Annotated in this window: 25 protein-coding genes and 2 pseudogenes; 8 read left to right on the forward strand and 19 right to left on the reverse strand. The window is 67.7% G+C overall.

What is annotated here, in order from left to right:
• From ACOJVU_RS00525 to ACOJVU_RS00550, 6 genes and pseudogenes are all read right to left on the reverse strand, one after another.
• Nucleotides 1–148 (reverse strand): annotated as a pseudogene (locus tag ACOJVU_RS00525) (DNA-binding response regulator); the annotation flags it as partial.
• Nucleotides 149–250: 102 nt separating this feature from the next.
• A complete protein-coding gene (locus ACOJVU_RS00530) occupies nucleotides 251–1,483 on the reverse strand; it encodes a sensor histidine kinase (RefSeq protein ID WP_421527986.1) in 1,233 nt (410 codons plus the stop codon).
• A 150-nt stretch (nucleotides 1,484–1,633) separates the two neighbouring features.
• A complete protein-coding gene (locus ACOJVU_RS00535) occupies nucleotides 1,634–2,389 on the reverse strand; it encodes a phosphoglyceromutase (protein WP_421527987.1) in 756 nt (251 codons plus the stop codon).
• A 92-nt stretch (nucleotides 2,390–2,481) separates the two neighbouring features.
• On the reverse strand, nucleotides 2,482–3,018 hold the full coding sequence (locus tag ACOJVU_RS00540; protein WP_421527988.1) for a YbjN domain-containing protein: 537 nt from the start codon (nucleotides 3,016–3,018) through the stop codon (nucleotides 2,482–2,484).
• Nucleotides 3,015–4,388, reverse strand: a complete 1,374-nt coding sequence (gene mshA / locus ACOJVU_RS00545; RefSeq protein ID WP_421527989.1) for a D-inositol-3-phosphate glycosyltransferase — start codon at nucleotides 4,386–4,388, stop codon at nucleotides 3,015–3,017. The genes ACOJVU_RS00540 and mshA overlap by 4 nt, the downstream gene beginning before the upstream one ends.
• A gap of 65 nt (nucleotides 4,389–4,453) precedes the next feature.
• Nucleotides 4,454–5,674, reverse strand: a complete 1,221-nt coding sequence (locus tag ACOJVU_RS00550; RefSeq protein WP_421528007.1) for an ROK family protein — start codon at nucleotides 5,672–5,674, stop codon at nucleotides 4,454–4,456.
• Between the two features lie 234 nt (nucleotides 5,675–5,908).
• On the opposite strand from ACOJVU_RS00550, the gene ACOJVU_RS00555 reads away from it, so the two are divergent.
• Complete coding sequence (locus ACOJVU_RS00555; protein ID WP_421527990.1) at nucleotides 5,909–6,658, forward strand: SDR family NAD(P)-dependent oxidoreductase; 750 nt, start codon at nucleotides 5,909–5,911, stop codon at nucleotides 6,656–6,658.
• Here ACOJVU_RS00555 and ACOJVU_RS00560 read toward each other — a convergent pair.
• On the reverse strand, nucleotides 6,642–8,036 hold the full coding sequence (locus ACOJVU_RS00560) for an Ig-like domain-containing protein (protein ID WP_421527991.1): 1,395 nt from the start codon (nucleotides 8,034–8,036) through the stop codon (nucleotides 6,642–6,644). The two genes, ACOJVU_RS00555 and ACOJVU_RS00560, sit on opposite strands and share 17 nt — an antisense overlap.
• A 40-nt stretch (nucleotides 8,037–8,076) precedes the next feature.
• Nucleotides 8,077–9,189, reverse strand: a complete 1,113-nt coding sequence (locus tag ACOJVU_RS00565; RefSeq protein WP_421527992.1) for a UDP-N-acetylmuramate dehydrogenase — start codon at nucleotides 9,187–9,189, stop codon at nucleotides 8,077–8,079.
• 26 nt (nucleotides 9,190–9,215) lie between these two features.
• On the opposite strand from ACOJVU_RS00565, the gene ACOJVU_RS00570 reads away from it, so the two are divergent.
• From ACOJVU_RS00570 to ACOJVU_RS00580, 3 genes are read left to right on the forward strand one after another with little or no spacing between them, the layout of a single operon-like run.
• Nucleotides 9,216–9,740 (forward strand): DUF2505 domain-containing protein, encoded by a 525-nt coding sequence (locus ACOJVU_RS00570; RefSeq protein WP_421527993.1) that lies wholly within the window; start codon nucleotides 9,216–9,218, stop codon nucleotides 9,738–9,740.
• A 46-nt stretch (nucleotides 9,741–9,786) separates the two neighbouring features.
• Nucleotides 9,787–10,617 carry a carbon-nitrogen hydrolase family protein gene (locus ACOJVU_RS00575; protein WP_421527994.1) on the forward strand — a complete coding sequence of 277 codons (831 nt, stop codon included), beginning with the start codon at nucleotides 9,787–9,789 and terminating at the stop codon, nucleotides 10,615–10,617.
• Nucleotides 10,614–11,639 carry a DUF2993 domain-containing protein gene (locus tag ACOJVU_RS00580; protein WP_421527995.1) on the forward strand — a complete coding sequence of 342 codons (1,026 nt, stop codon included), beginning with the start codon at nucleotides 10,614–10,616 and terminating at the stop codon, nucleotides 11,637–11,639. The genes ACOJVU_RS00575 and ACOJVU_RS00580 overlap by 4 nt, the downstream gene beginning before the upstream one ends.
• Before the next feature lie 122 nt (nucleotides 11,640–11,761).
• Here the strand turns inward: ACOJVU_RS00580 and deoC are convergent, their stop codons facing one another.
• The 5 genes and pseudogenes from deoC to ACOJVU_RS00605 all read right to left on the reverse strand — a co-directional run bounded on the left by deoC (nucleotide 11,762) and on the right by ACOJVU_RS00605 (nucleotide 15,583).
• Nucleotides 11,762–12,442: a deoxyribose-phosphate aldolase gene (gene deoC, locus ACOJVU_RS00585; RefSeq protein ID WP_421527996.1), complete on the reverse strand. Its 681-nt coding sequence runs from the start codon at nucleotides 12,440–12,442 to the stop codon at nucleotides 11,762–11,764.
• Between the two features lie 60 nt (nucleotides 12,443–12,502).
• Complete coding sequence (locus tag ACOJVU_RS00590) at nucleotides 12,503–12,790, reverse strand: DUF2516 family protein (protein WP_421527997.1); 288 nt, start codon at nucleotides 12,788–12,790, stop codon at nucleotides 12,503–12,505.
• An 81-nt stretch (nucleotides 12,791–12,871) separates the two neighbouring features.
• Nucleotides 12,872–13,465, reverse strand: a complete 594-nt coding sequence (locus ACOJVU_RS00595; RefSeq protein ID WP_421527998.1) for a heparin-binding hemagglutinin — start codon at nucleotides 13,463–13,465, stop codon at nucleotides 12,872–12,874.
• A gap of 215 nt (nucleotides 13,466–13,680) precedes the next feature.
• Nucleotides 13,681–14,089 (reverse strand): annotated as a pseudogene (locus tag ACOJVU_RS00600) (helix-turn-helix domain-containing protein); the annotation flags it as partial.
• Nucleotides 14,090–14,173: 84 nt separating this feature from the next.
• Nucleotides 14,174–15,583 (reverse strand): DUF445 domain-containing protein, encoded by a 1,410-nt coding sequence (locus ACOJVU_RS00605; RefSeq protein WP_421528008.1) that lies wholly within the window; start codon nucleotides 15,581–15,583, stop codon nucleotides 14,174–14,176.
• Nucleotides 15,584–15,751: 168 nt separating this feature from the next.
• Here ACOJVU_RS00605 and ACOJVU_RS00610 point away from each other — a divergent pair, with 168 nt between their 5' ends.
• Together ACOJVU_RS00610 and ACOJVU_RS00615 are read left to right on the forward strand one after the other, a co-directional pair.
• Nucleotides 15,752–16,453: a TetR/AcrR family transcriptional regulator gene (locus ACOJVU_RS00610; RefSeq protein ID WP_421528009.1), complete on the forward strand. Its 702-nt coding sequence runs from the start codon at nucleotides 15,752–15,754 to the stop codon at nucleotides 16,451–16,453.
• A gap of 200 nt (nucleotides 16,454–16,653) precedes the next feature.
• Complete coding sequence (locus tag ACOJVU_RS00615; RefSeq protein ID WP_421527999.1) at nucleotides 16,654–17,517, forward strand: cyclopropane mycolic acid synthase family methyltransferase; 864 nt, start codon at nucleotides 16,654–16,656, stop codon at nucleotides 17,515–17,517.
• A 46-nt stretch (nucleotides 17,518–17,563) separates the two neighbouring features.
• Here the strand turns inward: ACOJVU_RS00615 and ACOJVU_RS00620 are convergent, their stop codons facing one another.
• From ACOJVU_RS00620 to ACOJVU_RS00635, 4 genes are all read right to left on the reverse strand, one after another.
• Entirely contained in the window at nucleotides 17,564–18,427 is an 864-nt protein-coding gene (locus tag ACOJVU_RS00620) for a cyclopropane mycolic acid synthase family methyltransferase (RefSeq protein ID WP_421528000.1), read from the reverse strand.
• A gap of 69 nt (nucleotides 18,428–18,496) precedes the next feature.
• Nucleotides 18,497–19,360: a 3-hydroxybutyryl-CoA dehydrogenase gene (locus ACOJVU_RS00625; protein ID WP_421528001.1), complete on the reverse strand. Its 864-nt coding sequence runs from the start codon at nucleotides 19,358–19,360 to the stop codon at nucleotides 18,497–18,499.
• Between the two features lie 90 nt (nucleotides 19,361–19,450).
• Nucleotides 19,451–20,734: an isocitrate lyase gene (gene aceA, locus ACOJVU_RS00630; protein WP_421528002.1), complete on the reverse strand. Its 1,284-nt coding sequence runs from the start codon at nucleotides 20,732–20,734 to the stop codon at nucleotides 19,451–19,453.
• Nucleotides 20,735–21,012: 278 nt separating this feature from the next.
• On the reverse strand, nucleotides 21,013–21,810 hold the full coding sequence (locus ACOJVU_RS00635) for an acyl-ACP thioesterase domain-containing protein (RefSeq protein ID WP_421528010.1): 798 nt from the start codon (nucleotides 21,808–21,810) through the stop codon (nucleotides 21,013–21,015).
• A gap of 155 nt (nucleotides 21,811–21,965) precedes the next feature.
• On the opposite strand from ACOJVU_RS00635, the gene ramB reads away from it, so the two are divergent.
• Both ramB and ACOJVU_RS00645 read left to right on the forward strand, forming a co-directional pair.
• The gene (gene ramB / locus ACOJVU_RS00640) at nucleotides 21,966–23,381 is read left to right on the forward strand and encodes an acetate metabolism transcriptional regulator RamB (protein ID WP_421528003.1); all 1,416 of its coding nucleotides are present in this window, start codon (nucleotides 21,966–21,968) and stop codon (nucleotides 23,379–23,381) included.
• Complete coding sequence (locus ACOJVU_RS00645; protein ID WP_421528004.1) at nucleotides 23,378–23,947, forward strand: carboxymuconolactone decarboxylase family protein; 570 nt, start codon at nucleotides 23,378–23,380, stop codon at nucleotides 23,945–23,947. Before ramB ends, ACOJVU_RS00645 begins: the two co-directional genes overlap by 4 nt.
• 3 nt (nucleotides 23,948–23,950) lie before the next feature.
• Here ACOJVU_RS00645 and ACOJVU_RS00650 read toward each other — a convergent pair whose 3' ends face one another.
• Nucleotides 23,951–24,226, reverse strand: coding sequence for a hypothetical protein (locus tag ACOJVU_RS00650; protein ID WP_421528005.1), 276 nt, complete (start codon nucleotides 24,224–24,226; stop codon nucleotides 23,951–23,953).
• A 13-nt stretch (nucleotides 24,227–24,239) separates the two neighbouring features.
• Nucleotides 24,240–25,646, reverse strand: a complete 1,407-nt coding sequence (gene lpdA, locus ACOJVU_RS00655; RefSeq protein WP_421528006.1) for a dihydrolipoyl dehydrogenase — start codon at nucleotides 25,644–25,646, stop codon at nucleotides 24,240–24,242.
• Nucleotides 25,647–25,696 lie beyond the last annotated feature (50 nt).

A 25,696-nucleotide genomic window follows, 5' to 3' on the forward strand; every position in this document is an offset into this window, starting at 1 on the left:
GCACGATGTCGGCGCCGGTTCGGTCGAACTCGGCGAGTGCGGCGGGCCCGTCGGTCACCACGGTGGCCTCAAAACCCTCCTTGCGCAGCAGGAACGCCAGCGGATCGGCCAGCGACTCCTCGTCCTCCACGATCAGCACAGTGGTCATCGGCGCCATTCCTCCTCATCGCTGCGCTCTGCATCGTCATAGGCGCGGGTCATCGACTCAGTTCTTCCTCATCGCTGCGCTCTGCATCGTCATAGGCGCGGGTCATCGACTCAGTTCTTCCTCTCGTTGGGACCGGTCGGGCCGCACGTCACGACCCCACGGTTGCTCGAGTTCCCGCTCGTCGTCCCGCTGGGACGGTAGGGCAGCCGGGATGGACAGCGTGAACGTCGACCCGGTGCCCGGCTTGCTCCACACGCCGATGCTGCCGTTGTGGTTGGCCGCGACGTGCTTGACGATGGCCAGGCCCAGCCCGCTGCCGCCGGTTGCCCGCGAGCGCGCCTTGTCGCCACGGAAGAACCGCTCGAAGACCCGCTCCTGGTCTTCCAGGGCGATCCCGATGCCGCGGTCGGTGACGGCGATCTCGACGTTTTCCCCGCGGCGGCGGCGGCTGATGGACACCGGCGACCCCGGCGGCGAATAGGCGATCGCGTTGGACACCAGGTTGGCCAGCGCGGTGACCAGCAGCGTCTGGTCGCCCAGCACCTGCAGGCCGCTGGGCGAATCGGTGCGGACCTCGATGTCGGCGTTGTCGGCGGCCACCTTGTGGCGCGAAATCGCCTCGGAGACGACGGCGTCGACGTCGATGGGGGTGACGTTCGGCAACGGCTCGGCGCCCTGCAACCGGGACAACTCGATGAGCTCGGCGACCATGTCGCCGAGCCGGTTGGCCTCGATGAGCACCTTTTCGGCGAACCGACGGACGGTCTCGGAGTCATCGGCCGACGCCAGCAGGGCCTCGGCGAGCAGAGCCATCGCCCCGACCGGTGTCTTCAGCTCGTGGCTGACGTTGGCCACGAAGTCGCGCCGGGTCGCCTCCATGCGGGCGTAGTCGGACTGATCGTGGACGAAGACCACCGCGAACCGGCGGTCCTCCTCGCTCAACAACCGGGCATGCCCGTGCACCGACAACCCCGAGCGCCCGGGCGCGCGTTTCGCCGGCCGCAGGTCGAACTCGACGTCGTCACCGTCCAGCGCCTGCTGCGCCGCCTGCCAGGCCTGGTCGTCAAGCTGCCGCTCGCGCACCAGGCCCAATTCCTTGGCCCGTTCGTTGCGGTAGACGACGTCGCGATGGCAGTCCACCACGGCCGCGCCCAACGGCATCAGTCCGACGATTCGCTGCAGCATCTGCGCGACGGTGATCCCGGTGGACTCGGCGGCCGCCCGCTGCCGGCGCTGGGCCAGCCGCGACGACAGCCGAATGCCGGCCGCAACACCCACGGCCAGCGCCACCGCGGACAAGACCCCGGCCAGCAACACTGCCGAGAACACAGTCACATGGAAAATCCTACAAATCCTTCTGAACGCAGCCCTAGCGGAACGAGGCCAAAATCGGACAAGTCACAGGCTACGCAACAGGTATTCGGCTGTCGTTCACGTGATGTTTGGCAAACCCGGGTTCCGGGGCGCCGCGCACGCCGCCCTGGGCTAGGCGCGGCCCTGCCCGGCAACCGCCGCGGCGCCGGCGGCGGCGGCTTCCGGGTCGAGGTAGGTGCCGCCGGCAACAATCGGCCGCAGCTGGGCATCCAGGTCGTAGCGAAGCGGGATGCCGGTGGGGACGTTGCTCCCGACGATCTCCTCGTCCGACATCCCGTCGAGGTACTTGATCATCGCGCGCAGCGAGTTGCCGTGCGCGACGACCAGCACGGTTTTGCCGGTGCGCAGATCCGGGACGATGACGTCGGTGAAATAGGGCAGGAACCGGTCCACCACGTCGGCCAGGCACTCGGTCAGCGGGCCGCCGCCGATGTCGGCGTACCGCTGGTCGGCGTCCTGGCTGAACTGGCTGCCCTGCTCGATCGGCGGCGGCGGGGTGTCATAGCTGCGCCGCCAGGCCATGAACTGTTCCTCGCCGTAGCGCGCCTTGATGTCGGCCTTGTTCAGGCCCTGCAGCGCGCCGTAATGGCGTTCGTTGAGCCGCCAGCTGCGCCGTACCGGGATCCACAGCCGGTCGGCGGTCTCCAAAGCCATGTGCGCCGTGCTGATCGCCCGCCGCAACAGCGAGGTGTACAGCACGTCGGGCAACAAGTCGTGTTCGACCAGCAACTGGCCGCTGCGGACCGCTTCGGCCCGCCCCTTGTCGGTCAGCCCGACGTCGACCCAGCCGGTGAACTGATTGCTGGCGTTCCACTCGCTCTCACCGTGGCGCAGCAGCACCAACGTGCCGGGGTTTCGCGGTTGCATCGGCCTAGCATCTCATGGACGCGAACCGTCGCCCTCGCCGTCCTCGTGGATTCTTGCTCGACTCGCCCCCGCAAGCGGGTGGTACCCCCACCTCATCGCGCTTCGCGCTCCCCGTCGTCGTCTTCGTGGATCAGGTGGGCGAACGCCCGCAGGTTCTTCAGCGACTCGCCGCGCGACACCCGCCAGTCCCACTCCTTCTGGATCGACGAGCGAAAACCCAACTCCAGCAACGTGTTGAAGTCCGAGTCCACCGCCTCGAGAACCTGACCGAGCACCCGGTCGAGCTCGTCGGCGTCGACCGAGGCCAGCGACAACCTGCCCACCAGGTAGATGTCGCCGACGTTGTCGAGAGTGTAGGCGACCCCATAGAGCCGGCGGTTGCGCTTGAGCAGGAACCGGTAGACGCCCTCGTAGTTCTCGTCCGGTTTGCGGCACACGAACGCCTCGACGCGCACCGAGTGCTCCCCGATGCTCAGGATGGTGTTGGTCTTGAGTTTGCGCTCCCCGGGCAACTCCACTACGAGCCCCGCCGGCCCGCCGTGGGATCCGGGGGTCTCGGAGTAGGCAAGGCCGCTGGCTTGCAGCGCGCTCTCGATCACCTGCCGCACTGACTGATCGGACGGCGTCATGCCCCCACCCCCCGGCGCGACACCCAGCGGCGCGGACCGCGCGCCGACGCCCGGTCCGACGACAGCGCGCCGCCGCGGCGTCGGCGCCCGCCGGTGAAGTCCCCGATCGCGCGCCGGTAGCTGGCCAGCAGTGCGTCCGCGGTGGTCTCCCAGGAGAACCTCGAGGCGTGTGCCACTGCGGCCCGGCTCATCGCCTCGGCCCGCGGGCTGTCCACGAACCGAAGCAGGTCGCCGAGGGCCGCGGTCCAGTCGTCGATATCGTGGCTACCCACCAGGGTGCCGGTGACTCCATCGCGCACCGCGACGGGCAGCCCGCCCACCGCGGCGGCCACCACCGGCGTGCCGCAGGCCTGCGCCTCGATGGCGACCAACCCGAACGACTCCGAATAGCTGGGCACCGCGACCAGATCGGCCGCCTGGAACAGCGTAGCCAGGTTCGTGCGGGACTGCGGCGGTAGGAACGTCACACGCTGCGTGATGCCGAGTTCGCCGGCGAGGGAGACCAGCCCGTCCGGGGAGGCCAGCCCGCTGCCCGACGGCCCACCGGCCACGACCACGCGCACCCCCGGCAGCTTCGCGGCGGCCCGCAACACGATGTCAGGCGCTTTCAGCGGCTGGATCCGGCCGACGAAGACCACCACGGGCTCATCGAGCGGCAGCCCCAACGCGCTCCGGGCCGTTCGGCGGTCACCCGGCCGGAAGACGTCGAGTTCCACCCCCGGGTGGACCACGTCGATTCGCGCCGGATCGGCATGGTGGATCGAAACCAGTTGTCCGGCTTCATCATCAGTGTTGACGATCAGCCGATCGGCCTCGTCGACAACCTGCTGTTCTCCGACCGTGCGCAGCGGCGGCTCGGGGGTGTCACCGTGGGCCAGCGCTGCGTTCTTCACTGCGGCCAGCGTGTGGGCGGTGTGTACCAGCGGCACCGCCCAACGGTCCCGGGCCAGCCAGCCGACCTGCCCGGACAGCCAGTAATGCGAATGCACGACGTCGTAATAACCGGGCTCGTGGGACGCCTCGGCCCGCAGCACCCCGGCCGCGAACGCGCACAGCTGGGTGGGCAGGTCGTATTTGTCCAGGCCCTCGAACGGCCCGGCGACCACGTTGCGCACCAGCACACCCGGAGCCACCCGCACGACCGGCGGGTCGGCCGACGCGGTGGCGCGGGTGAAGATCTCCACCTCGATACCCCTGCGCGCCAGGTGCAGGGCGCTTTGCAGCATGTAGACGTTCATGCCGCCGGCATCGCCGGTGCCCGGCTGGGCGAGCGGCGAGGTGTGCACCGCCAGCAAAGCGACCCGGCGCGGGGTCACCGCTAAACGGCCCGTTGTGTCGACGGATGGCGGGGAGAGATGATCGTGCCGCACCCTTTCATCTTTACAGGTTGATCTTTACCGGACGGGTCCGCGCGCGAACCGAGCGCGCCGCCGGTTCACGCGGACGGTCCGGGGTCGACCGGCGGGGCGTCGGCAGCCCGCGCCCGACGCAGCGCGCCCATCGGGTCGGCGTACACGCCGGCCAGCGACACCGTCCCCGCCCCGGCTTCCTGCACGCGTTCGCCGAAGGCGGTGACGCGGATTTCGCGCTTCGGCAGGGTCGAGCGGCCCCAGAAGGCCGCCGTGAGCCGATCCATCGCCTCGGGATATTCGGTGAAGGCCTGGCCACCGACCACGAGCTCGTCGGGATTGAGCAGATCGCGCAGCAACGCCACCGCCTCACCGAGCACCCGCGCCCGCTCCGCCAGCAACTGCCGGGCCTGCCGGTCGCCTGCCCGCGCCACGCGCAGCAGGTCGGTGATGGCGCCGGCGGACCCGCCAGGGGGATCCGGAGGCATGATCCGCAGCCGCCGCGCGGCGGCCAACACCGCCTCGTCGCTGACGGTGGACTCCAGCTGCCCGGTCCCGCCGAGCAGCTCGGAGTACGCGGGGAGCGGCGCGATCGTGCCAGGGCCGCTGGCCGGGCAGTGCACCCGACCGCCGATCACCAGCGCATAACCCACAGTCTCGCGCGCATAGACGTACAGGATGGTCGGCGAGCCGGATGCGCACCGGCGCAGGCCGAGCAGCAGCTCGGCGCCGGCCATGGCGTCGACGTGCGAAGCCACCGACACCGGCAGGCCCAGCACGTCGGCCAGCACCGGCCCGACGGGGGCCTGGCGCCAGCCCAGCCGCGGGTGGTCGACGCGGCCCGTCGCGCCGTTGACGTTGCCTCCGATGGCGACCCCCAACCACAGTGGGCGGCGCCGGTGCCAGCGCCGCAGATACCCCGCGGCGCTGTCGGCGAGCGAGGCCAGCGCCGTCCCGGCAGAATGCGGCGGGGTGGGCGTCTCGACCGTGTCCAGGGTGCGGCCGAACAGGTCGGTCGCCGCAATACTGGTGGTCCGCGCACCGATGTGCATGCCCAGCGTCATGAACGGTTCGTGGTTGATCTCGACGGGCACCCGTGGGCGCCCGATGGCACCGGCGAGCACCAGGTCGGCGCGTTCCCGCAGCAGACCCGCGTCGAGCAGCGCGGCGACCTGACGGTTGACCGTCGCAACGCTCAGTGAGGTGACACCGGCGATGTGGTCGCGGGCAAGGGGGCCGTGCAACCGCACGGCACGAAAGACGGACGCGGCCGCGGAGCCCGAGAGGTGCAGGGCGGGCGGGACGATCGGTTGACGTGGCCGGGTGTGGGTCCCGCGGCCGGCCCCGTGCTGGCCTGCGGTGAGGGTGTCAGAGCGCACGAGCGTCCTTTGTCCGATTGACGATGGCCGGTCATCGGCCACGCCGGAACAGTCAGGAGCGGCCTGGTGCACGACGACAACACGAGCGACCCGCGATGCTCGTGCCGGTCAGGGCGCTGGGGTGCATTCCCGGAATTTACCACGTTCACTAAAGTTGTCCCGATGACGACAGCGGGCGGGGACCGACGGGTCGCGGTAGTCACCGGCGCCAGCTCCGGAATCGGGGAGGCGACCGCCAGAACCCTTGCCGCGCAAGGGTTTCACGTCGTCGCGGTGGCCCGCCGGGGGGACCGGATCCAGGCCCTCGCCGACGAGATCGACGGGACCGCGATTGTGGCGGACGTCACGGACGACGCGGCAGTCGACGCGCTGGCGGGTGCGATGGATCGCGCAGACGTGCTGGTCAACAACGCCGGTGGCGCGCGGGGGCTGGAGTCCGTCGCCGACGCCGACCTCGAGCACTGGCGATGGATGTGGGAGACCAACGTGATGGGCACGCTGCGGGTCACCCGCGCGCTGCTGCCCAAGCTGGTCGACTCGGGCGACGGGTTGGTCGTCACCGTCACCTCGGTCGCGGCGTTCGAGGTCTACGACGGCGGCGCCGGCTACACCGCGGCCAAGCACGCCCAGGGCGCACTGCACCGCACGCTGCGCGGCGAACTGCTGGGAAAACCGGTTCGGCTCACCGAGATTGCCCCGGGAGCGGTCGAAACCGAGTTCTCCCTGGTTCGCTTCCAGGGCGATCAACAGCGCGCCGACGCGGTCTACACCGGCATCACACCGCTGGTGGCCGCCGACGTCGCCGAGGTGATCGGTTTCGTGGCTTCCCGGCCGGCGCACGTCAACCTGGACCTGGTCGTGATCCGACCGCGCGACCAGTCGTCGGCCAGTAGGTTCAACCGCCGACGCTAGGAGGCGCCGTGGTCGTGGTGGTGGTGGCGGTCGTGGTGGTGGTTGCGGTGGTCGTGGTCGGTGTTCCGGACAGCGTGGGGGCGTCCGCGGGTGTGCCCGGAGCGGTGACGGGGATCTGGATCGCCGGCGGATGCGCGTCCGGCCGCGGCAATGCCGACATCGCCACCCACGTGTTCCAGTCCATGGCCCAGTCCCAGATGTCGCCGTCGGCGTAGGACAGCTCGATCGGGCTGCCGGTCACCTCGACCGGGTCGCCGTAGATCGCGGTGCGGTAGTACTGCTGGGCGTCGTCCGTCGAGAGATTGATGCAGCCGTTGGTGACGTTGCTGTTGCCCTGCGCGCCGGCGCTGGCCGGGTTGGCGTGGATGAACTCGCCGTTGTTGGAGATGCGCACAGCCCAGCGCTCGTGGATGTGGTTGTACCCGGCGGCCGGGTTCGACATGTAGAAGTCAGAGTACTTTTCGGTGACCACGTGGATCCCGTTGCGGGTGACGTTGCGGGCCTCGTCGCCCTCCCCGTAGCTGCACGGGAAGTCCATGATGACGCCGGCGTCGGTGATGACCCGGATGCGGTGCGACATGACTTCGGCCTTGACCACCTGGCGCCGGCCGATCTTGATCTTCAGCGACATGTCCTGCGCCCCGTAGGCACCATCACCGAACGGGACCCCGTAGAACTTGGCGTCGACGTCGACCGAGGCGCCCGCCGGGTAGTACTCGCGGGGGCGCCAGTGCACGCGTGAGCCCTTCGCCTCGTCGGGCAGCCACGCCCAACTGCCCTCGACCGGCGGGTCGGTGGTGACGGCGATGGCCCTCTCGACGGCGGCCTTGTCGCTGATCGGGGCATCGAACTGGATGATGACCGGGGCCGCGACGCCGACGGTCTGGCCGTCGGCCAGCTGGAATCCCCCGTCGATCGTCTTGGTCGGCGTCACGGTGGTGAACGTGGCCGCGACGGGAACCGCCTTACCGTCGTGGCCGACCACCGAACCGCTCCAGGCGTAGGTCGCGTCGTATCCCAGTGGCTCGGTGACCGTATAGGCGGTGCGGTCGTCGTTGAACACCCCGGCGACGACCTTGCCCGCCGAATTCTTCAAAGCCAGCTTCTGGAACCAGCCCTCGCCGACGCGGGCGCTGATCGAGGCGGTCGGAATCACGTTGGCGGTGGCGTCGGCCGGCTGGAACCTCAACTGTGGCGCCGGCGGTTCATTCTTCTGGACGTGTCTGGTCACCGTGCCGCCGCAGGCAGCCAGGACGCTCGGGGTGAAGGCACCGAGCCCGAGAGCCGCCAAGGCCAGGCGCCGCTTGATCGGCGGCGGGGCGCTGGATCTGCTCACGCCAACCAAAGATACCGGGAGATGACGACCAGTCCGGGCCACGCAGACTCGCGAACCGCGCGCTACCGCCGGACAGTAACGGCTAGAGCGCGCAGCCGAACAGCACCGGCTCCGGCCGCAATGTGATGCCGAACACGTCGCGTACCCCGTCGCGCACACTGCGGGCCAGTGCGATCACGTCCGCGGCCCTCGCCCCGCCGCGGTTGGTCAGGGCCAGCGCATGCTTGGTGGACAGCCGGCAGCGCGCCGCTGCGTCCTGCGGGAACCCTTTCGCGAAGCCGGCCCGCTCCACCAGCCAGCCCGCGGCCAGCTTGACGCCGTGCGGCGCCGGGTAGTGCGGGATCTCCCCTCCGCTGGCCAGCCGTTCGTAGACTTCCGGTGCGACCACCGGGTTGGTGAAAAACGATCCGACGCTCCACGTGTCGTGGTCGACTGCGTCGAGCACCATGCCCTTGCGTGCGCGCAGGGCCAGCACCGCGGCGCGAACCGACCGCGGGTCGACACGCTCGCCGCCGGCCGCGTTCAACGCAGTGGTCAGCTCGCCGTAGCGCAGCGGCGCGCTGCGTCCGGACGCATCCAGCGCGAACTCCACTTCCAGCACCACCGCGGGCGCTCCGCGCCCCACCCGGGCGGCCCGCTTGAACATGCTGGTGCGGTAGCCGAAGCCCAGTTCACCGGCCGGTACCCAGCGCACCGCACCACTGCCGCGATCCAATACCCGGACGCGGGTGAGGGTGTCGGCCACTTCGGCGCCGTAGGCCCCGACATTTTGCACCGGAGTTGCCCCCGCCGATCCCGGGATCCCGGACAAGCATTCCAGCCCGCCCAGTCCGTGCTCGATGGCGGTGCTGACGACGTCGTCCCACACCGCGCCCGCCTCCGCGCGCATCAGATTGCCCTCGACCGTGATGGCGGCGCCGGCCAGCCGCACCGCGGTCAGGTCGGTCAGGGTGTCGTCGATCACGATGTTGGAGCCGCCGGCAAAGATCAGGAGCGGACCGGTGTCGAGGCCGGCGCTGCCGCCGCGGGCCTCGGCGTCGAGTTGCCCCACAACCGCGACCGCCTGGTCGGTGCTGGTACAGGTGATCAGGCGCCGCGCCACCGGGCCGATACGCAGCGTGGTCAGCGGTGCCAGTGGCACCCCCTCGGCGACCTGCGCACCGGCGTAGCGGGAACCGGCACCGCTGCTTGTCATGGACCGTAACGGTAGCCTGACCAGCTATGCCGCGTTCATTCGACTTGTCCGCCGACTACCCGGGCGGCGTCGAGGACATTCACCGCGCCTTCCGGGAGGAGGAGTACTGGCGGGCCCGGCTGGCCGACATTCCCGTCGACGAGGCCACGCTGGAGTCGATCCGGGTCGGTGGCCGGTCCGGTGACGGGCCCTCCATCGAGGTGGCCACTCTGCAAGTGGTGCGCAGTCACAATCTGCCGGCCATGGTCACGCAGCTACACCGGGGTGATTTGTGCATCAGGCGCGAGGAGACCTGGGGACCGGTCACCGACGGTGCCGCGACGGCATCCATCGCGGGCCAGATTGTGGGCGCTCCGGTAAGCGTGTGGGGCACTGCCGAGTTGTCGCGGGCCACCCCGTCCGGTGGCGCCCGGCTGGAATTCCGCATCACCGTGCAGGTGCGGGCACCCATCATCGGCGGCAAGGTGGAGAAGATCATCGGCAACCGGCTGGCCGAGCTGGTGACGGCCGAACAGCGCTTCACCTCGGAATGGATCGCCACCAACAGCTGAACTCGTCCGCACCGGCCGGTTGTGATCGCCGCCTAAGGTGGCTCCCATGAGAATCGCCCTTGCGCAGATCCTCAGTGGCACCGAGCCGGCGGCAAACCTGGAGCTGGTCAGCGCGTACACGGGACGTGCCGCCGACGCGGGCGCGAAGCTGGTGGTGTTCCCCGAGGCGACCATGTGCCGGTTCGGTGTCCCGCTGGCGCCCGTGGCCGAGCCGATCGACGGCCCCTGGGCAACCGGGGTCCGGCGGATCGCGGCCCGCTTCGGTGTCACCGTGGTCGCCGGCATGTTCACCCCGTCCGGCGATGGGCGGGTGACGAACACGCTGATCGCGGCCGGGCCCGGGTGCCCCAACACGCCGGACGCCCATTACGACAAGATCCACCTCTACGACGCGTTCGGGTTCACCGAGTCGAAAACCGTCGCCCCCGGGCACGAGCCGACGGTGATCACGGTCGACGGTGTCGGGGTGGGGTTGAGCATCTGCTACGACATTCGCTTTCCCGAGCTCTATTCGGAGCTGGCCCGGCGCGGCGCCCAGCTGATCGTCGTCTGCGCGTCCTGGGGGGCGGGGCCCGGCAAGCTCGAGCAATGGACGCTGCTGGCCCGGGCCCGCGCGCTGGACTGCATGAGCTACGTCGCAGCGGTCGGCCAGGCCAACCCCGGGCAGGACCTCGAAGCCTCGAACGCGCCGACCGGGGTGGGCGGCAGCCTGGTGGCCTCGCCGCTGGGTGAGGTGGTCGCGTCGGCCGGGCCGAACCAGGAAATGGTGGTCGCCGACATCGACGTCGACCGGGTGGCCCGGGCGCGGGACGCCATCGCCGTGCTGCGCAACAGCGCGGCGTTCACGCGCGCCGATAGGGCAGAATCGGTTGAGTGACTAACCCACAAGGACCACCGAACCAGGGCCCGCCGACGTGGTCGCGTCCCGGCAACCAAGGCTCCTTCGGTCAAACACCCACCGAGCGGATGCCCGCCGGCGAACCGTCGCAGGAAACGCCGGCTCCCGCCCCTGTTCAGCAGACCGACCAGACCGATCGGATGGGCGCATCGCACGCGCCCCGGCCGCGTCCCCCCTACACCCCGCCGCCGAACCCGCCCACGACGCCTGCCGAACGGGTAGGCGGCGCCAACGACGAACCGGCGGGAAGAAGGAAGCGAGGCTTGCTCCGCGACCCGCTGGCCATTCTTCTGGTGTGCATCATCGTGTTCGCGCTGCTGGTCGGGGGGTTGGTGGGCGCCGAGCTCTACGCCCGCCACGTGGCCGACACCAAGGTCGCCGAGGCGGTGGCCTGTGAAGTCAAGGACAGGGCCACCGCCTCGTTCGGGGTGACGCCGCTGTTGCTGTGGCAGCTGGCCACCGAGCACTTCACCAACATCTCGGTGTCCACGGCCGGTAACCAGATCCGCGATGCCAAGGGCATGAAGATCGCCCTCGACATCAAAGACGTCCGACTCAAGTCGTCCGACAACTCGAAGGGCACCGTCGGATCGCTGGACGCCACCATCACCTGGACGGCCGAAGGCATCAAGCAGACGGTGCAGAATTCCATCCCGGTCCTGGGTCCGTTCGTCACCAACAGTGTGACCGCCCACCCCCGGGACGGGACCATCGAGCTGAAGGGCATGCTCGACGACATCACCGCCAAACCGATCGTGCAGGGCAAGGGGCTGCGGCTGCAGATCCAGACATTCAATGCGCTCGGGTTCACCTTGCCGAAAGAATCCGTGCAGTCGACGCTGGATGAGTTCACCACCAAACTGACACAGAACTACCCGTTGGGCATCCACGCCGACAGCGTGCAGGTCACCGATACCGGTGTGGTGAGCAAGTTCTCCACCCGGAACGCGACGATCCCCGCCGGTGGCGGCGGCCAGGACCCCTGCTTCGCAAACCTCTGAGTTCGGCCAATCAGCCCAGCCGCACGACGATGCGGGCCGACACGGCCGGCTGAGGAGTTCGGCCAATCAGCCCAGCCGCACGACGATGCGGGCCGACACGGCCGGCTGAGGAGTTCGGCCAATCAGCCCAGACCGTCGAGCACCGCCCGGGTGCCCGAAAGGCCGAGCCGGGTCGCGCCGGCATCCAGCATCGCCAGCGCGTCGGCGGCGGTGCGGATCCCGCCGCTGGACTTAACCCCCAGCCGACCGCCCACGGCCTGCGCCATCAGCTCCACCGCACGCACCGATGCCCCGCCCGCGGGGTGGAACCCGGTCGAGGTCTTGACAAAGTCTGCACCCGCCGCCTCGGCGGCGTGACAGGCGTCCACCAGCGCGCGTTCTCCGGACCGGGCCAACAGCACCGCGGACTCCACGATCACCTTGAGCACTACCCCGGGCACGGCGTCGCGTACCGCCTCGATGTCGGAGCGCACCGCATCGGCGTCGCCACTCAGCGCAGCACCGACATCGATGACCATGTCGATCTCGCCGGCACCGTCGGCCACGGCCCGGCGCGCCTCGAGTGCCTTGACCGCCGGCACGTGCTTGCCGGACGGGAAACCGGCGACCGCCGCGACCCGTACACGGCCGGCGGCGGCCCGCACCGCGACCGGCGCCATCGACGGCGATACGCACACCGCGTACACGCCCAGCTCGACACCTTCGGCGACCAGACTGGCCACGTCGGCCTCGGTGGCCTCGGGTTTGAGCAGAGTGTGGTCGACCACTGCCGCCAGCAGTTCCCGGGAGGGTCTGCCCGCCATCAGGCGCCGCCGTCCGCGCCGCCGGGATTGCATCCCGCCGCCAACAGGGATCTCATCCCGCTAGCGTGACTTGCCCTGAATTTCGAGCAGCTTGGGCCGGACGTCGACCAGGTAGACGCCGGCCGCGCAGGCCGCGATCGCCATCCCCAGCACCCCGAAGACGAAACTCAGGATGGAGGTCAGCGCCACGGCCAGCCCGAGGATCACCAACCACACGGGCTTGGTCAGCTTGTCGGCCGCGGTGTAGGCGTCGGGCCGTTGCAGCGCCGCATGAACGAAGGCGTACACAGCCGTCAACAGCACGGCGCCCTGCAAGACCAACATCACGGTGCCCACGAGGTGCGTCACCCCTCAAGGGTATGTGGGCGCCGGGCGAAACGTCGACTTCGGGTGGTCCGGGTCGCGCGAGCGGCGACCCAGACCCGGAGCCTACTTCTGGGTGACCTTCTTGGCGGGCGCCTTCTTGGCGGGCGCCTTCGTGGCCGGAGCTTTCTTCGCAGGAGCCTTCTTGGCCACCGCCTTGGCCGGTTCCCCGCCCTTGTTGGGCAGCTCGATGCCGACCAGCTTGGCCGCTCGCTCGCCGACCGCGCGGGTCTGCGACGCCACGGTGCCCAGCGCCTCCTGGGTCAGTTCGACGGCCTGGTCAACGTAGCCCTCGGCGCGCGTCGAAGCCTCCTCGAAGGGCCGCTGGCTGCGCAGCCGCTGCAGGGCGGCCTCACCGCGCTCGACCAGCCCGTTGTAGCGGTCGGTCGCGGCCTCCATGTAGCCCTCGGCGGCCTTGCGCAGCTCGTCGGCGGTGAACCGCTCGCGCAGCTCGGTCAGCTGCTCGGGAAGGTCCTCCTGCAGCTTGGCCAGGCGGGCACGGCGCTCCTCGACGCGGCCGCGGGTGTCTGTGCGCGTCTCCTCGGCGCGGTCACGCATATTGGCGATCAGGTCGTTGACGGTCGCCAGCGCCAAGTCGGCCGCGCCCAGCGCCGCCAGCAACGGGGCGCGTAGATCTTCGGTGTTCGCGTTTTCTGCCATGGTTCGTCCTTTCATGGTTTCTCTTCGTGAATTTGCGGTTGTTCGGTGGTCTGCCTGAGGGTCAGGGCCAGCGTCGGGTGCCGCTACGGCGGTAGTCAAGAGCCGCGCTGTGACGTGCTGCGCACCATGCCGGAACACCTCTATGATTTTCTTGATAGCCCGGGATTTTCTTGATAGCCCGGCGGACGGTTATCCCTGCGTCGCCGGGTCACCGACCGGTTCGTCGGCATCGGATCCGAAGTCGCCCTCATCGAGGACGGCTTCGTTCTGTTGGGTGAACGAGGCGTAGATGTCGAGCAGGATCTGCTTCTGACGCTCGGTGATCGCCGTGTCGGTCACGATCGCGTCCCGAACCTGGCTCGTCTCGCTCGACTCCAGGATTCCCGCCCTCACGTAGAGGACCTCCGCCGAAACCCGCAGCGCCTTTGCTATCTGGTTCAGCACGTCTGCTGAGGGTTTGCGCAACCCGCGCTCGACTTGGCTCAGGTAAGGGTTGCTGACACCGGAACGTTCGGCCAGCTGCCGCACCGACACCTGAGCGAGCTCGCGCTGGCTCCGGATGAAGCCGCCGATGTCAGAGGCCGCCGTGGATACCCTGGCGGAGAGCTTCTCCTCACCTGACATGGCGTACTCCTGGGTCGTCGGGCCGGGCGGACGACATCAGCTTACGGAGCAGTGCTTGCTTTTGCAAGCACTTGTTAGCACTTTTCAGAACATTAGCTGCGCGACCGCGTAGATGACGAGTCCCGCCAATGCGCCCACCACGGTGCCATTGATCCGGATGAATTGCAGGTCACGCCCCACATGTAACTCGATGCGCCGGCTGGCCTCGTCGGCATTCCAGCGCTCGATCGTCTCGGTGATGATCGCGGTGATCTCCAGCCCGTACTGCGTGACCAGGTGTTGCGCCGCCCTGACGAGCCAATCGTCGACCTTGTCGCGCAGGTCGGCGTCGTCACACAACGATTCGCCGACGCGCGCGACCGTGTCGGCGATGCGTGAGCGCAAGGTGCTGGACGGGTCGTCGACGCCTTCGAGCACCAGCCGCTTGAGCGTCCGCCACGCGGTCGCCGCGGCCTTGCCGATCTCCTCGCGCGCCATCAGTTGCTCCTTGACGGCGTCGGCGCGCGCGATGGTGTCCGGGTCGTGCTGCAAGTCCTCGGCGAACTCGAAGAGAAATCGGGTGCCCGAGCGGCGCAATTCATGGTCGGGGTTGCGGCGCACCTTGTCGGTGAAATCCATCAGTTCGCGGTGGATGCGGTCGCCGACGATCTGATCGACGAATCGCGGGGACCAGCTCGGCGAATCACGCTCGATCACCCGCGCAATGACCTCCCCGGCGTTCAGCGACCACTGAAAAGCCCGGTCGGCCAGCAGCTGGATCAGCACCTCCTGCCGGTTCTCGGCCAGCAGCGTCCCCAGCACCCGCCCGACCGGGGGCCCCCATTGCGGCTCCCCGATGCGGCGCACGATCATTCGGTCGATCACCTGCTGGACGTCGTCGTCGCGTAGCAGCTCCACCAGCACCCGCAGCACCGTCGCGGTCTCGCCGGCCACCCGCTCGGCGTGCGGCGCCTCCGAGAGCCACTTACCCAGCCGGGCCGGCACCTGCGCGTCACGCAACTTGACCTCGACAACCGACGGTGACAGGAAGTTCTCCCGCACGAACGTTCCCAGGCCCTCGCCGAGCTGGTCCTTCTTGCGCTTGATGATCGCCGTGTGCGGAATAGGAATGCCCAGTGGGTGCTTGAACAGCGCAGTGACGGCGAACCAGTCGGCCAGAGCGCCCACCATGCCGGCCTCAGCGCCCGCGCCGACGTAGCCGACCCAGGCGGCCGCACCCCCTTGCGCCTGCACCCACCGGCAGGCGAGGAACACGCCGGTGGCACCGATCAGGAAGCTCAGCGCCACCAGTTTCATCCGGCGAAGACCCACCCGCCGCTCGGCATCAGCCTCCGGATCCGCCCCGGCAAACGACTCGGCCAACGACGCAGGGGATTGCCGGGGCTCCGTCGGCGGCGCGATCGCGGCCGGCCGCACCCACAGCGAGCCCGGTGTACCGGCCCGACCCGAGGCCCTATGCGACACTGCGCCAGCATCCGTGAGCCACCACACCATCATCCATGCACCACCGGATCAGCGTCCGCATATTCCCGCGCCGTGGTCGCTACCGCTCGCTTTGGCAACACCGCCGGGGGCGGCCCCGCGGACGTGCGGGGAGTTTGCGCCGCACGGGCCTGGTGCCCCGTAGTATCGAGCGCGTCTAGTGAATGGGAATTCGTGACAGTGGCTGAGCACCTCCCGGCCGGGACCGTCAAGACCGATGGCCGAAAGCGTCGTTGGCACCAGCACAAGGTTGAGCGTCGCAACGAGTTGGTGGACGGAACAATCGACGCGATCCGCCGCCAGGGCCGTTTCGTGAGCATGGACGAGATCGCCGCGGAGATCGGGGTATCCAAGACCGTGCTGTACCGCTACTTCGTCGACAAGAACGACCTGACGACGGCGGTGATGATGCGCTTTGCGCAGACGACCCTGATCCCCAACATGGCGGCGGCCCTTTCCTCGGATCTGGACGGCATCGACCTGACCCGCGAGGTCATCCGGGTGTACGTCGACACGGTGGCATCCGAACCGGAGCCGTACCGGTTCGTCATGGCAAACAGCTCGGCCAGCAAGAGCAAGGTGATCGCCGACTCCGAACGGATCATCGCGCGCATGATCGCCGTGCTGATGCGCCGCCGCATGCTCGAGGCCGGAATAGACACCGGCGGCGTGGAGCCGTGGGCGTACCTGATCGTCGGCGGGGTCCAGCTGGCCACCCATTCCTGGATGTCGGACCCGCGGATGAGCAGCGACGAACTGGTCGACTACCTGACGATGCTGAGTTGGAGCGCGCTACGCGGGATCGTCGAAGTCGGCGGGTCGCTGGAGAAGTTCCGCGCGGAGCCGCACCCCACGCCGATCGTCCCGCCGCACGGGGACTGAAACGTCCATGCCCGGATGAGGACCGGCCACGCCGTTGCGCGTTGGTGCCCTCCGGACCGCCACGAGCTCGCGCGACCCACCCAGCAGAAAAGGACTTGAGCCAAACGAGCGGCTAGCATGCAGGGGACGCCTTGGAGGTGATGGGGCAGCCCAATTTGTCAGCGGCCTCGCCTCAGGAACGCAGAAAGGCCCATTACGTTATGTCCGTGCAACTCACGCCGCACTTCAGGAACGTGCAAGCCCATTACGACCTGTCCGACGACTTCTTTCGGTTGTTTCTGGACCCCACCCAGACCTACAGCTGCGCCTACTTCGAGCGCGACGACATGACACTCGAAGAAGCTCAGATCGCCAAGATTGACCTGTCGCTGGACAAGCTCAAGCTCCAGCCGGGTATGACGCTGCTCGACATCGGCTGCGGCTGGGGCGCCACCATGCGGCGGGCCATCGAGAAGTACGACGTCAACGTGGTGGGTCTGACACTGTCGGAGAACCAGGCCCAGCACGTCCAGAATGCTTTCGACCACATGGACACCACCCGTTCCCGGCGGGTGTTGCTGGAAGGATGGGAGAAGTTCGACGAACCCGTCGATCGAATCGTCTCGATCGGTGCGTTCGAGCACTTCGGCCGGGCGCGCTACGGTCGTTTCTTCATGATGGCCCACCAGGTGCTGCCGTCCGACGGCCTGATGCTGCTGCACAGCATCGTGCGTCCCAATTTCCGGGACGCCCGGGCGAAGGGCTTGAATCTGACCCGCGAGGTCGTGCACTTCAGCCAGTTCATCCTCGCCGAGATCTTTCCCGGCGGCTGGCTGCCGACCGTCCCCGTCGTCGAGGAACACGCCACGGCCGCAGGTTTCACGGTGAGTCGGATCCAGTCGCTACAGCCGCATTACGCGAGGACCCTGACCATGTGGGCGGAGAACTTGGCGGCCAACCGTCACCGGGCCCTGGCGATCCAGTCGGAGAAGGTCTACGACCGGTACATGAAGTACCTGACCGGCTGCGCCAAGTTGTTCCGCCAAGGCTATATCGACGTAGACCAGTTCACCATGGAAACGTAATTGCGCGGTCCCCCGACGGTTCGCGAGCGGTGCCTTGGCGCGTCGGTCACTTCACCAAAGTGAACTGCCCGACGTTGCTGATGCCTTTGCGGAAGAAATTCTCACACCCGGTCAGATACTTCATGTACCGGTCGTAGACTTCTTCGGACTGGATGGCGATGGCCTTGTCCTTGTTGGCCGCCAGGTTGGCCGCCCAGATACTGAGCGTCCGCTCGTAATGCTCGCGCAAAAGTTGCACTTTTTCCAAGGAAAACCCGGCGGGTTCGGAGAACTTGACGATGTCCTCCTGTGTCGGCAACTGCCCACCCGGGAAGATCTCGGTACCGATGAACCGCGCGAACCGGATGTCGTTCATCGTCAAGGTGATGCCGTGCGCGGGCATCTGTTGCCATTGATACGTCAGAATCGTGTGCAGCAGCATCCGGCCGCCGTCGTCGGGCAGGATGCTGTGGGCGCGTTCGAAGAACGCGGGCCAGCGATCCGCTTTGAACGCCTCGAACGCGCCGATGCTCACGATCCGGTCGACCTTGTCGTCGAATTCCTCCCAGCCCTGCAACCGCACCTCGGTGTTACGTGTCGTCGGGATGCCGGCAAGCCGCTTCTTACTGTACTCGAACTGGTTGCGGCTCAACGTGATTCCGATGACGTTGACGTCGAATTTCTCGACCGCCCGCTGCAGCGCGCCGCCCCAGCCGCACCCGATGTCGAGCAGGGTCATCCCGGGTTCGAGGTTCAACTTGCCCAGCGCCAAGTCGAACTTCGCGTTTTGCGCCTCTTCGAGGTTCATGTCGTCGCGCTCGAAATACGCGCAGGTATAACCCATGGTCGGGTCTAAAAACAACGCGAAAAACTCATCGGAGACATCGTAGATTGATTGTGACTCTTCGTAGTACGGCCGCAACGCTGTCATACTCTTGGTGAACCTCCCGATCACTGACGGGTGAATAGTATCCGATCAGCGTCAGGCTGTCATACACGATCAGTACGTGTAGAAACCCCGGCCAGATTTCTTGCCGAGCCGACCCGCCTCCACCATGCGCAGCAGCAACGGCGGTGGCCCGTACTGCGGCTCCTTGAATTCGTCGAACAGCTTGTCCGCGATCAGCTTGAGAGTGTCCAGGCCGACGAGGTCGGACAACCGCAGCGGGCCCATCGGATGCGACAGCCCGGCAACTACGGCCTTGTCGACGTCCTCCACCGTGGCAAAGCCGCCCTCCACCATCCGGATCGCCGACAGCAAATACGGCACCAGCAGGGCGTTGACGACGAAACCCGAACGATCCGAACAGCGCACCACCTGCTTGCCCAGCACGGCTCCGGCGAACTCCTCGGTGCGGGCGGCGGCGGCTTCGTCGGTGACCAGCGTGCAGACGAGCTCGACCAGCGGCAGCACCGGGACGGGATTGAAGAAGTGCAGGCCCAGCACGCGCTGCGGGTTCGTGGTTGCCGCCGCGATCTTCATGATCGGGATGCTGGAGGTGTTGGACGCCAGCACCGCGTCCGGGTCGGTGATGGCCCGATCCAGTTCGGCGAAGACCTTCGCCTTGACGGCCTCGTCCTCGACGATGGCCTCGATGACCAGCTGGCGGTCCGCCAGGTCCGTCAGGTCGGTGGTGAAGCTGAGCTTGCCGAGCGCGCGGTCGCGCTCCCGTTCGGTCACCTTGCCCGCGCTGACGCCGCGTTCGAGCGACTTCACAATGCGGTTACGGCCCGCGGCGATCAAAGCCTCGGTGGTTTCGAAGACCGTCACGTCGACACCGGCACGAACCGAGACCTCGGCGATACCGGATCCCATCTGGCCGGCCCCGACGACACCTACCCGCTGGATCGCCACGTCACTCACACGTTTCTCCCCACACGTTCCCGGCGAGCAGACGCAAAGGCCCCCATTTGCCGGGGCTGCAGGGTGCTTTTGCGTCTGCTCGGCGTGGAATCAGAACTGACCCTCTTCGGTGGATCCGGTCAACGCAGTCGTCGAGGAGTTGGGGTCGACGGTGGTGGCGATGCGGTCGAAGTAACCGGCACCGACCTCGCGCTGATGCTTGGTCGCGGTGTAACCCCGCTCTTCGGCGGCGAACTCCCGTTCCTGCAGCTCGACGTAAGCACCCATCTGGTTGCGGGCGTAGCCATAGGCCAGGTCGAACATCGAGTAGTTCAGCGCATGGAACCCGGCCAACGTGATGAACTGGAACTTGAATCCCATTGCAGCCAGCTCTTTTTGGAACTTCGCGATGGTGCTGTCGTCGAGGTGCTTGCGCCAGTTGAACGACGGTGAGCAGTTGTAGGCCAGCATCTGGTCGGGAAACTCATTCTTGACCGACTCGGAGAATTTCCGCGCCACCTCGAGGTCGGGGGTCCCGGTCTCCATCCAGATCAAGTCAGCGTACGGAGCATAGGACTTGGCCCGCGCGATGCAGGGCTCGATGCCGTTGCGGGTGCGGTAGAAGCCCTCCCGGGTGCGCTCGCCGGTGATGAACGGGCGGTCGCGCTCGTCGACGTCCGAGGTGATCAGCGTGGCCGCCTCGGCGTCCGTGCGGGCGATGACGACGGTCGGGACGTCGCACACATCGGCGGCGAGTCGCGCCGAGGTCAGCGTGCGGATGTGCTGCTGTGTCGGAATCAGGACCTTGCCGCCCAGGTGGCCGCACTTTTTCTCCGAGGCCAGCTGATCCTCCCAGTGGGTGCCCGCGGCACCGGCGGCGATCATGGCCTTCTGTAACTCGAACACGTTGAGCGCACCACCGAAGCCGGCCTCGCCGTCGGCGACGATCGGGGCCAGCCAGTTGTGCACCGACGTGTCGCCCTCAACCTTGGCGATCTGGTCGGCGCGCAGCAGCGCGTTGTTGATCCGGCGGACCACCTGCGGCACCGAGTTGGCCGGATAAAGGCTCTGGTCGGGGTAGGTGTGACCCGACAGGTTGGCGTCGCCGGCGACCTGCCAGCCAGACAGATAGATGGCTTTCAACCCGGCGCGCACCTGCTGCACAGCCTGATTTCCGGTGAGGGCGCCGAGCGCATTGATCCATTCCAGGTCGTGCAGCTCGTCCCACAACACCTCTGCGCCGCGGCGCGCCAGCGTGTTCTCCTCGACCACCGTGCCCTGCAGCGCGACCACGTCGGCGGCGGTGTAGGTACGGGTCACGTCCTTCCAGCGGGGGTTGGTATCCCAGTCCTGCTGGATCTTCTCGGCGCTCTTCGGGGTGCCAACGACAGACATTGGGCTCGACTCCTTAACAAACTTTGATCGTCGAGGCCGGTGCCGCCTGGTGGCGTAGCTACGGGCCCGACTTCGCTGATGTGCTAACCCGACGATGGCACAGCCTTCGGCGCGGCGTCCACCCATTTCATTTGCCAATTTCGGCTACGACTTCCGCCGAATTTGCAAATCTTGCGAAGCCACTCGAAAGCTTAACCGTTTCAGAAGCCGCCCGCCCGTAACGGTAAAGCCGCAGGTCACGCGTTATTCGGCGGCGACGCGCGCGGTGCGGCGCCGGGTCAGAGCGCGAAGAGCGCGGCGACGGCTTTCGTCTCGTCGCCGACCGCATATGTGAGCGTCGTAACAGCACGGTCGGCCAACTCGGCGCCGAACCGATCGGTCGAGCCGGCCGGGTGCACGTGCGAGAGGATCTCGAGCTTGTCCCCCAGCGCCACCGGCGCCTCGTGTTCGATCGTCGCCCGCAGCGGGGCGGCCAGCAGTTCGGCGTGCGAGGCGAGGTAGTCCTCGACCACACTCCAATAGACCGAGTTGTTCATGTGGTCGAACAGGTCGATGTCGGTGACGCGCAGCGGGAATTCGTGGATCTCCAACGCATCCTCGCGACTACCGGGCCGCAGATAAGCCTTCCAGCGCAGCCGGTCGACGTCGGTCGTCTTGCGCAGCTGGTCCATGAAATCGTCGGCGATGCGCGAGGGCATCTGCGTGTCCCGGTTGATGTTGATCCAGAACGCCTCGGACTCGATCAGGCCGCCACCGCGCTTCCCGTCGATGCGCACCCGCATCTCGCACCACCGGTTGGAGGTGCCCGAACACCACCGGCGCAGGCGCAGCATGTCCTGGAATTCGATCGGGCGGATCAGGTCAACCATGGTGCGGCGGACGATCCACAGCGGATGGGTCTGCTCGAACCCCATCTCGCGCAGCTGGTCCTGCCCGATGTCCTGGGCGTGGCGGGCGGCCGCGTCCACCCGCAGCCGGCCGGTGCGGTCGATGTCGCCCACCCGCAGCGGCCATTCGCGGTCGAACACGTCGGGGTGGCCGTCCGGAACCGGCATCATTCTCTTACCCAGGCTCACCGCGTCGCTCCCGTACTCGTGTCGGCGCCCAAGCTTGACGCCGGGCCCGAGGCGAATCATGCCAATGACGTCACTCGAATATCAATTGTGACGCGGCCGTATCCGCTTGCCAACCCTGCGAACCCGGCCTTCGCATGACGAGTACGCTCGCTGGCGTGTCGAAGACGTTCGTGGGCTCCCGCGTTCGCCAGCTACGCAACGAACGTGGGTTCTCCCAAGCCGCGCTGGCCCAGACGCTGGAGATCTCACCGAGCTACCTCAACCAGATCGAGCACGACGTCCGCCCGCTGACAGTAGCGGTGTTGCTGCGGATCACCGAGGTGTTCGGGGTGGACGCGACCTTTTTCGCCTCGCAGGACGACAACCGGCTGGTGGCCGAGTTGCGTGAGGTGACGATGGACCGAGACCTCGACGTCGACGTCGACGCCACCGAGGTCGCGGAGCTGGTCAGCGACCATCCCGCCCTGGCCCGCGCCGTGGTCAACCTGCACCGGCGCTACCGGATCACCACTGCACAGCTGGCCGCCGCCACCGAGGAGCGATTCTTCGACGGCAGCGGCACCGGGTCGATCACCATGCCCCACGAAGAGGTGCGCGACTACTTCTACCAACGCCAGAACTACCTGCACGAACTGGACACCGCCGCCGAAGACCTCACGATCCAGATGCGGCTGCACCACGGCGACCTGGCCCGCGAGCTGAACCGCCGCCTCACCGAAGTGCACGGAGTGCACATCAACCGTCGCATCGACCTCGGCGACACCGTGCTGCACCGCTACGACCCGGAAACCAAGACGCTGGAGATCAGCACTCACCTCTCCTCGGGCCAACAGGTGTTCAAGATGGCCGCCGAGCTGGCCTACCTCGAGTTCGGGGACCTGATCGACAACCTGGTCACCGACGGTAAATTCACCAGCGACGAGTCGCACACCCTGGCCCGGCTGGGACTGGCCAACTACTTCGCCGCGGCCGCAGTGCTGCCGTATCGCCAGTTCCACGACGTCGCCGAGAATTTCCGCTACGACGTCGAGCGGCTGTCAGCGTTCTACGCGGTGAGCTACGAGACCATCGCGCACCGGCTCTCGACGCTGCAAAGGCCGTCGATGCGCGGCGTCCCGTTCTCGTTCATCCGGGTGGACAGGGCGGGCAATATGTCGAAACGCCAGTCCGCCACAGGTTTTCATTTCTCCTCCAGCGGCGGCACCTGCCCGTTGTGGAACGTCTACGAGACGTTCGCCAACCCCGGCAAGATCCTGGTGCAGATCGCCCAGATGCCCGACGGGCGCAACTACATGTGGGTGGCCCGCACCGTGGAGCGCCGCGCTGCGCGGTACGGTCAGCCCGGTAAGACCTTCGCTATCGGGCTGGGCTGCGAACTCCGCCACGCCCACCGGCTCGTCTACTCGGAAGGACTCGACTTGTCGGGTGAGATCGCCACGCCGATCGGCGCGGGTTGCCGTGTCTGCGAGCGCGACAACTGCCCGCAGCGGGCATTCCCGGCGTTGGGGCGCGCGCTCGATCTCGACGAGCACCGCAGCACCGTGTCCCCTTACCTGGTGCAGCAGCCGTGAGCGGGGCGGCGGAGCCGGGCCGCATTCCCTCGACGACGAAGCTGCGCGAGCTGGGGCTGGTCAACTGGGTTGCGGCCAGGGTGATGGCGCGAGCGGTCCGGGCGCCGCAGATGCACCTGTTCACCACGCTGGGCCAACACAAGCGGCTGTTGTGGTTCTGGATGCCCTTCTCAGGCGCCCTGCTGCGGGGGCGGCTGCCGCGGGCCGACGCCGAAGTGGTGATCCTGCGGGTCGGGCACGTGCGCGGGTGCGAGTACGAGCTACAGCACCACCGCTGGATGGGTCGCGCGGCGGGGCTGGACGCAAACACCCAGGCCGCGATCTTCGCCTGGCCGCAGACCCCCGACGACGCCGCCACGCTGAGCGCCCGGCAGGTCGCGCTGTTGCGGGCCACTGACGAGTTCCTGGGCGACCGCATGCTGACCGACGCGACCTGGGAACGGCTGGCATGCCACCTCGATCGGCGACAGTTGATCGAATTCTGTTTGTTGGCAAGCCAGTACGACGGGCTGGCCGCGACGATAACCACGCTTTGCATTCCGCTGGACAACCCGCGCCACAGGTAGGCGCTACAGGTAGGTGTCGGCCACCACCGCCACGGTCAGGACCACCGGCAGTAGCGGCAGCCCGGCGGCGAACGCCGCCCAGGCGTGGCTGCGGCGCCGACGCAGCCACCAGCCCCAGGCCGCGGCGCCGACGCCGAGCACGAGGGCCGCCAGCAGCACGATCGGAGCCCACCGGCTCACCGTGGTGGTGTCGTTGCCGATCGAAAAAGCCACCAGCCACAGGACATAACCGGCGGCCACGCCGCCGACGGCACCGAGGATGGTATCAGCGCGGATCATCACACCGCGGCCATCAGAAGTTGATCATATGACCGGTCAGGCCGTGGAAGCACTCCTGCAGCGCCTCGGACATGGTCGGGTGGGTGTGCACGTTGCGGGCCAGCTCATGGGCCGTCAGGTCCCATTTCTGCGCCAGCGTCAGCTCAGGAAGCAGCTCGGACACGTCGTGGCCGATCAGGTGCCCGCCCAGCAGCTCGCCGTGGGTGGCATCGGCGACCAGCTTGACGAAACCGCTGGGGTCACCCAGACCGTGCGCCTTGGCGTTTGCGGTGAACGGGAACTTGGCGACCTGGACGTCGTACCCCTCGTCGCGGGCCTGCTCCTCGGTGAGCCCGAAACTGGCCACCTGCGGCTGGCAGAACGTCGCGCGGGGCAACATGCGGCAGTCGCCGAGCGGCAGAGTCTCGGCGCCGGCGATGGTTTCGGCCGCCACCACCCCCATTGCCTCGGCGACGTGCGCCAGCATCAGGAAGGCGGTCACGTCGCCGATGGCGTAGATGTGGGGCACGCTGGTGCGCATGTACTCGTCGATGCCGATACCCCGGCGTTCGTTCAGCGCCACGCCGGCCCTCTCCAAACCGTAGCCCTCGACGTTGGGCGCAAACCCGATGGCCTGCAACACCTTTGCGGCCCTGAGCTCCTCGGACTTGCCGTCCTTGCTGACCGTCACGGTGACCTGCGAGCCACCGGATCCAGGATCGGAGATCGACTCGACCTTGGTGCCGGTGCGGATCGTGACGCCCAGCTTCTTGAACTGCTTCTCGATCTCCTTGGACACCTCGGCGTCCTCGTGGGGCAGCGCACGCGGCAAGAACTCCACGATGGTCACGTCGACCCCGTAATTGCGCAGCACGTAGCCGAACTCCATGCCGATCGCCCCGGCTCCGGCGATGATGATCGACTCCGGCAGCTCCCGGGACAGGATCTGCTCCTCATAGGTGACCACGTTGGCCGACAGCGACGTGCCCGGGACCAGCCGGGTGCTGCTGCCGGTCGCGATGATCGCGTTGTCGAACGTGACGTCCTGATTGCCGCCCTCGTTCAACTCGACCGACACGGTGTTGGCGTCGGTGAACCTGCCGTACCCGTGGATCTCGGTGATCTTGTTCTTCTTCATCAGGAAGTGCACGCCGGCGACGCGGCCTTCGGCCACCTTGCGGCTGCGGTCATGGGCGATCCCGTAGTCGAAGGTCGCCTCGCCTCCGATGCCGAAGGTCGTGGCCTCCTTGGTGAAGATGTGGGCCAGCTCGGCGTTGCGCAGCAGCGCCTTGGACGGGATGCAGCCGACGTTGAGGCAGACCCCGCCCCAGTACTTCGGTTCGACGATGGCCGTGTTCAGGCCGAGCTGGGCGGCGCGAATGGCGGCGACATATCCGCCGGGGCCCGCTCCCAGGACGACGACGTCATAGTGAGAAGTCACGAGCCCACCCTAGTGGGCGGCCGGGCCGGCCGTTAATACGGAATGATCCC

This window comes from Mycobacterium sp. THU-M104 (genome assembly GCF_049197365.1).
Classification (GTDB): domain Bacteria; phylum Actinomycetota; class Actinomycetes; order Mycobacteriales; family Mycobacteriaceae; genus Mycobacterium.

What these genes read in the sequence shown, in the direction of transcription:
- ACOJVU_RS00535 (WP_421527987.1), bottom strand. Translation starts at nt 2,389, where the DNA reads ATGCAACCGCGAAACCCCGGCACGTTGGTGCTGCTGCGCCACGGTGAG.
- ACOJVU_RS00540 (WP_421527988.1), bottom strand. Translation starts at nt 3,018, where the DNA reads ATGACGCCGTCCGATCAGTCAGTGCGGCAGGTGATCGAGAGCGCGCTG.
- ACOJVU_RS00555 (WP_421527990.1), top strand. Translation starts at nt 5,909, where the DNA reads ATGACGACAGCGGGCGGGGACCGACGGGTCGCGGTAGTCACCGGCGCC.
- ACOJVU_RS00565 (WP_421527992.1), bottom strand. Translation starts at nt 9,189, where the DNA reads ATGACAAGCAGCGGTGCCGGTTCCCGCTACGCCGGTGCGCAGGTCGCC.
- ACOJVU_RS00570 (WP_421527993.1), top strand. Translation starts at nt 9,216, where the DNA reads ATGCCGCGTTCATTCGACTTGTCCGCCGACTACCCGGGCGGCGTCGAG.
- ACOJVU_RS00575 (WP_421527994.1), top strand. Translation starts at nt 9,787, where the DNA reads ATGAGAATCGCCCTTGCGCAGATCCTCAGTGGCACCGAGCCGGCGGCA.
- deoC (WP_421527996.1), bottom strand. Translation starts at nt 12,442, where the DNA reads ATGGCGGGCAGACCCTCCCGGGAACTGCTGGCGGCAGTGGTCGACCAC.
- ACOJVU_RS00595 (WP_421527998.1), bottom strand. Translation starts at nt 13,465, where the DNA reads ATGGCAGAAAACGCGAACACCGAAGATCTACGCGCCCCGTTGCTGGCG.
- ACOJVU_RS00605 (WP_421528008.1), bottom strand. Translation starts at nt 15,583, where the DNA reads ATGGTGTGGTGGCTCACGGATGCTGGCGCAGTGTCGCATAGGGCCTCG.
- ACOJVU_RS00615 (WP_421527999.1), top strand. Translation starts at nt 16,654, where the DNA reads ATGTCCGTGCAACTCACGCCGCACTTCAGGAACGTGCAAGCCCATTAC.
- ACOJVU_RS00620 (WP_421528000.1), bottom strand. Translation starts at nt 18,427, where the DNA reads ATGACAGCGTTGCGGCCGTACTACGAAGAGTCACAATCAATCTACGAT.
- aceA (WP_421528002.1), bottom strand. Translation starts at nt 20,734, where the DNA reads ATGTCTGTCGTTGGCACCCCGAAGAGCGCCGAGAAGATCCAGCAGGAC.
- ACOJVU_RS00650 (WP_421528005.1), bottom strand. Translation starts at nt 24,226, where the DNA reads ATGATCCGCGCTGATACCATCCTCGGTGCCGTCGGCGGCGTGGCCGCC.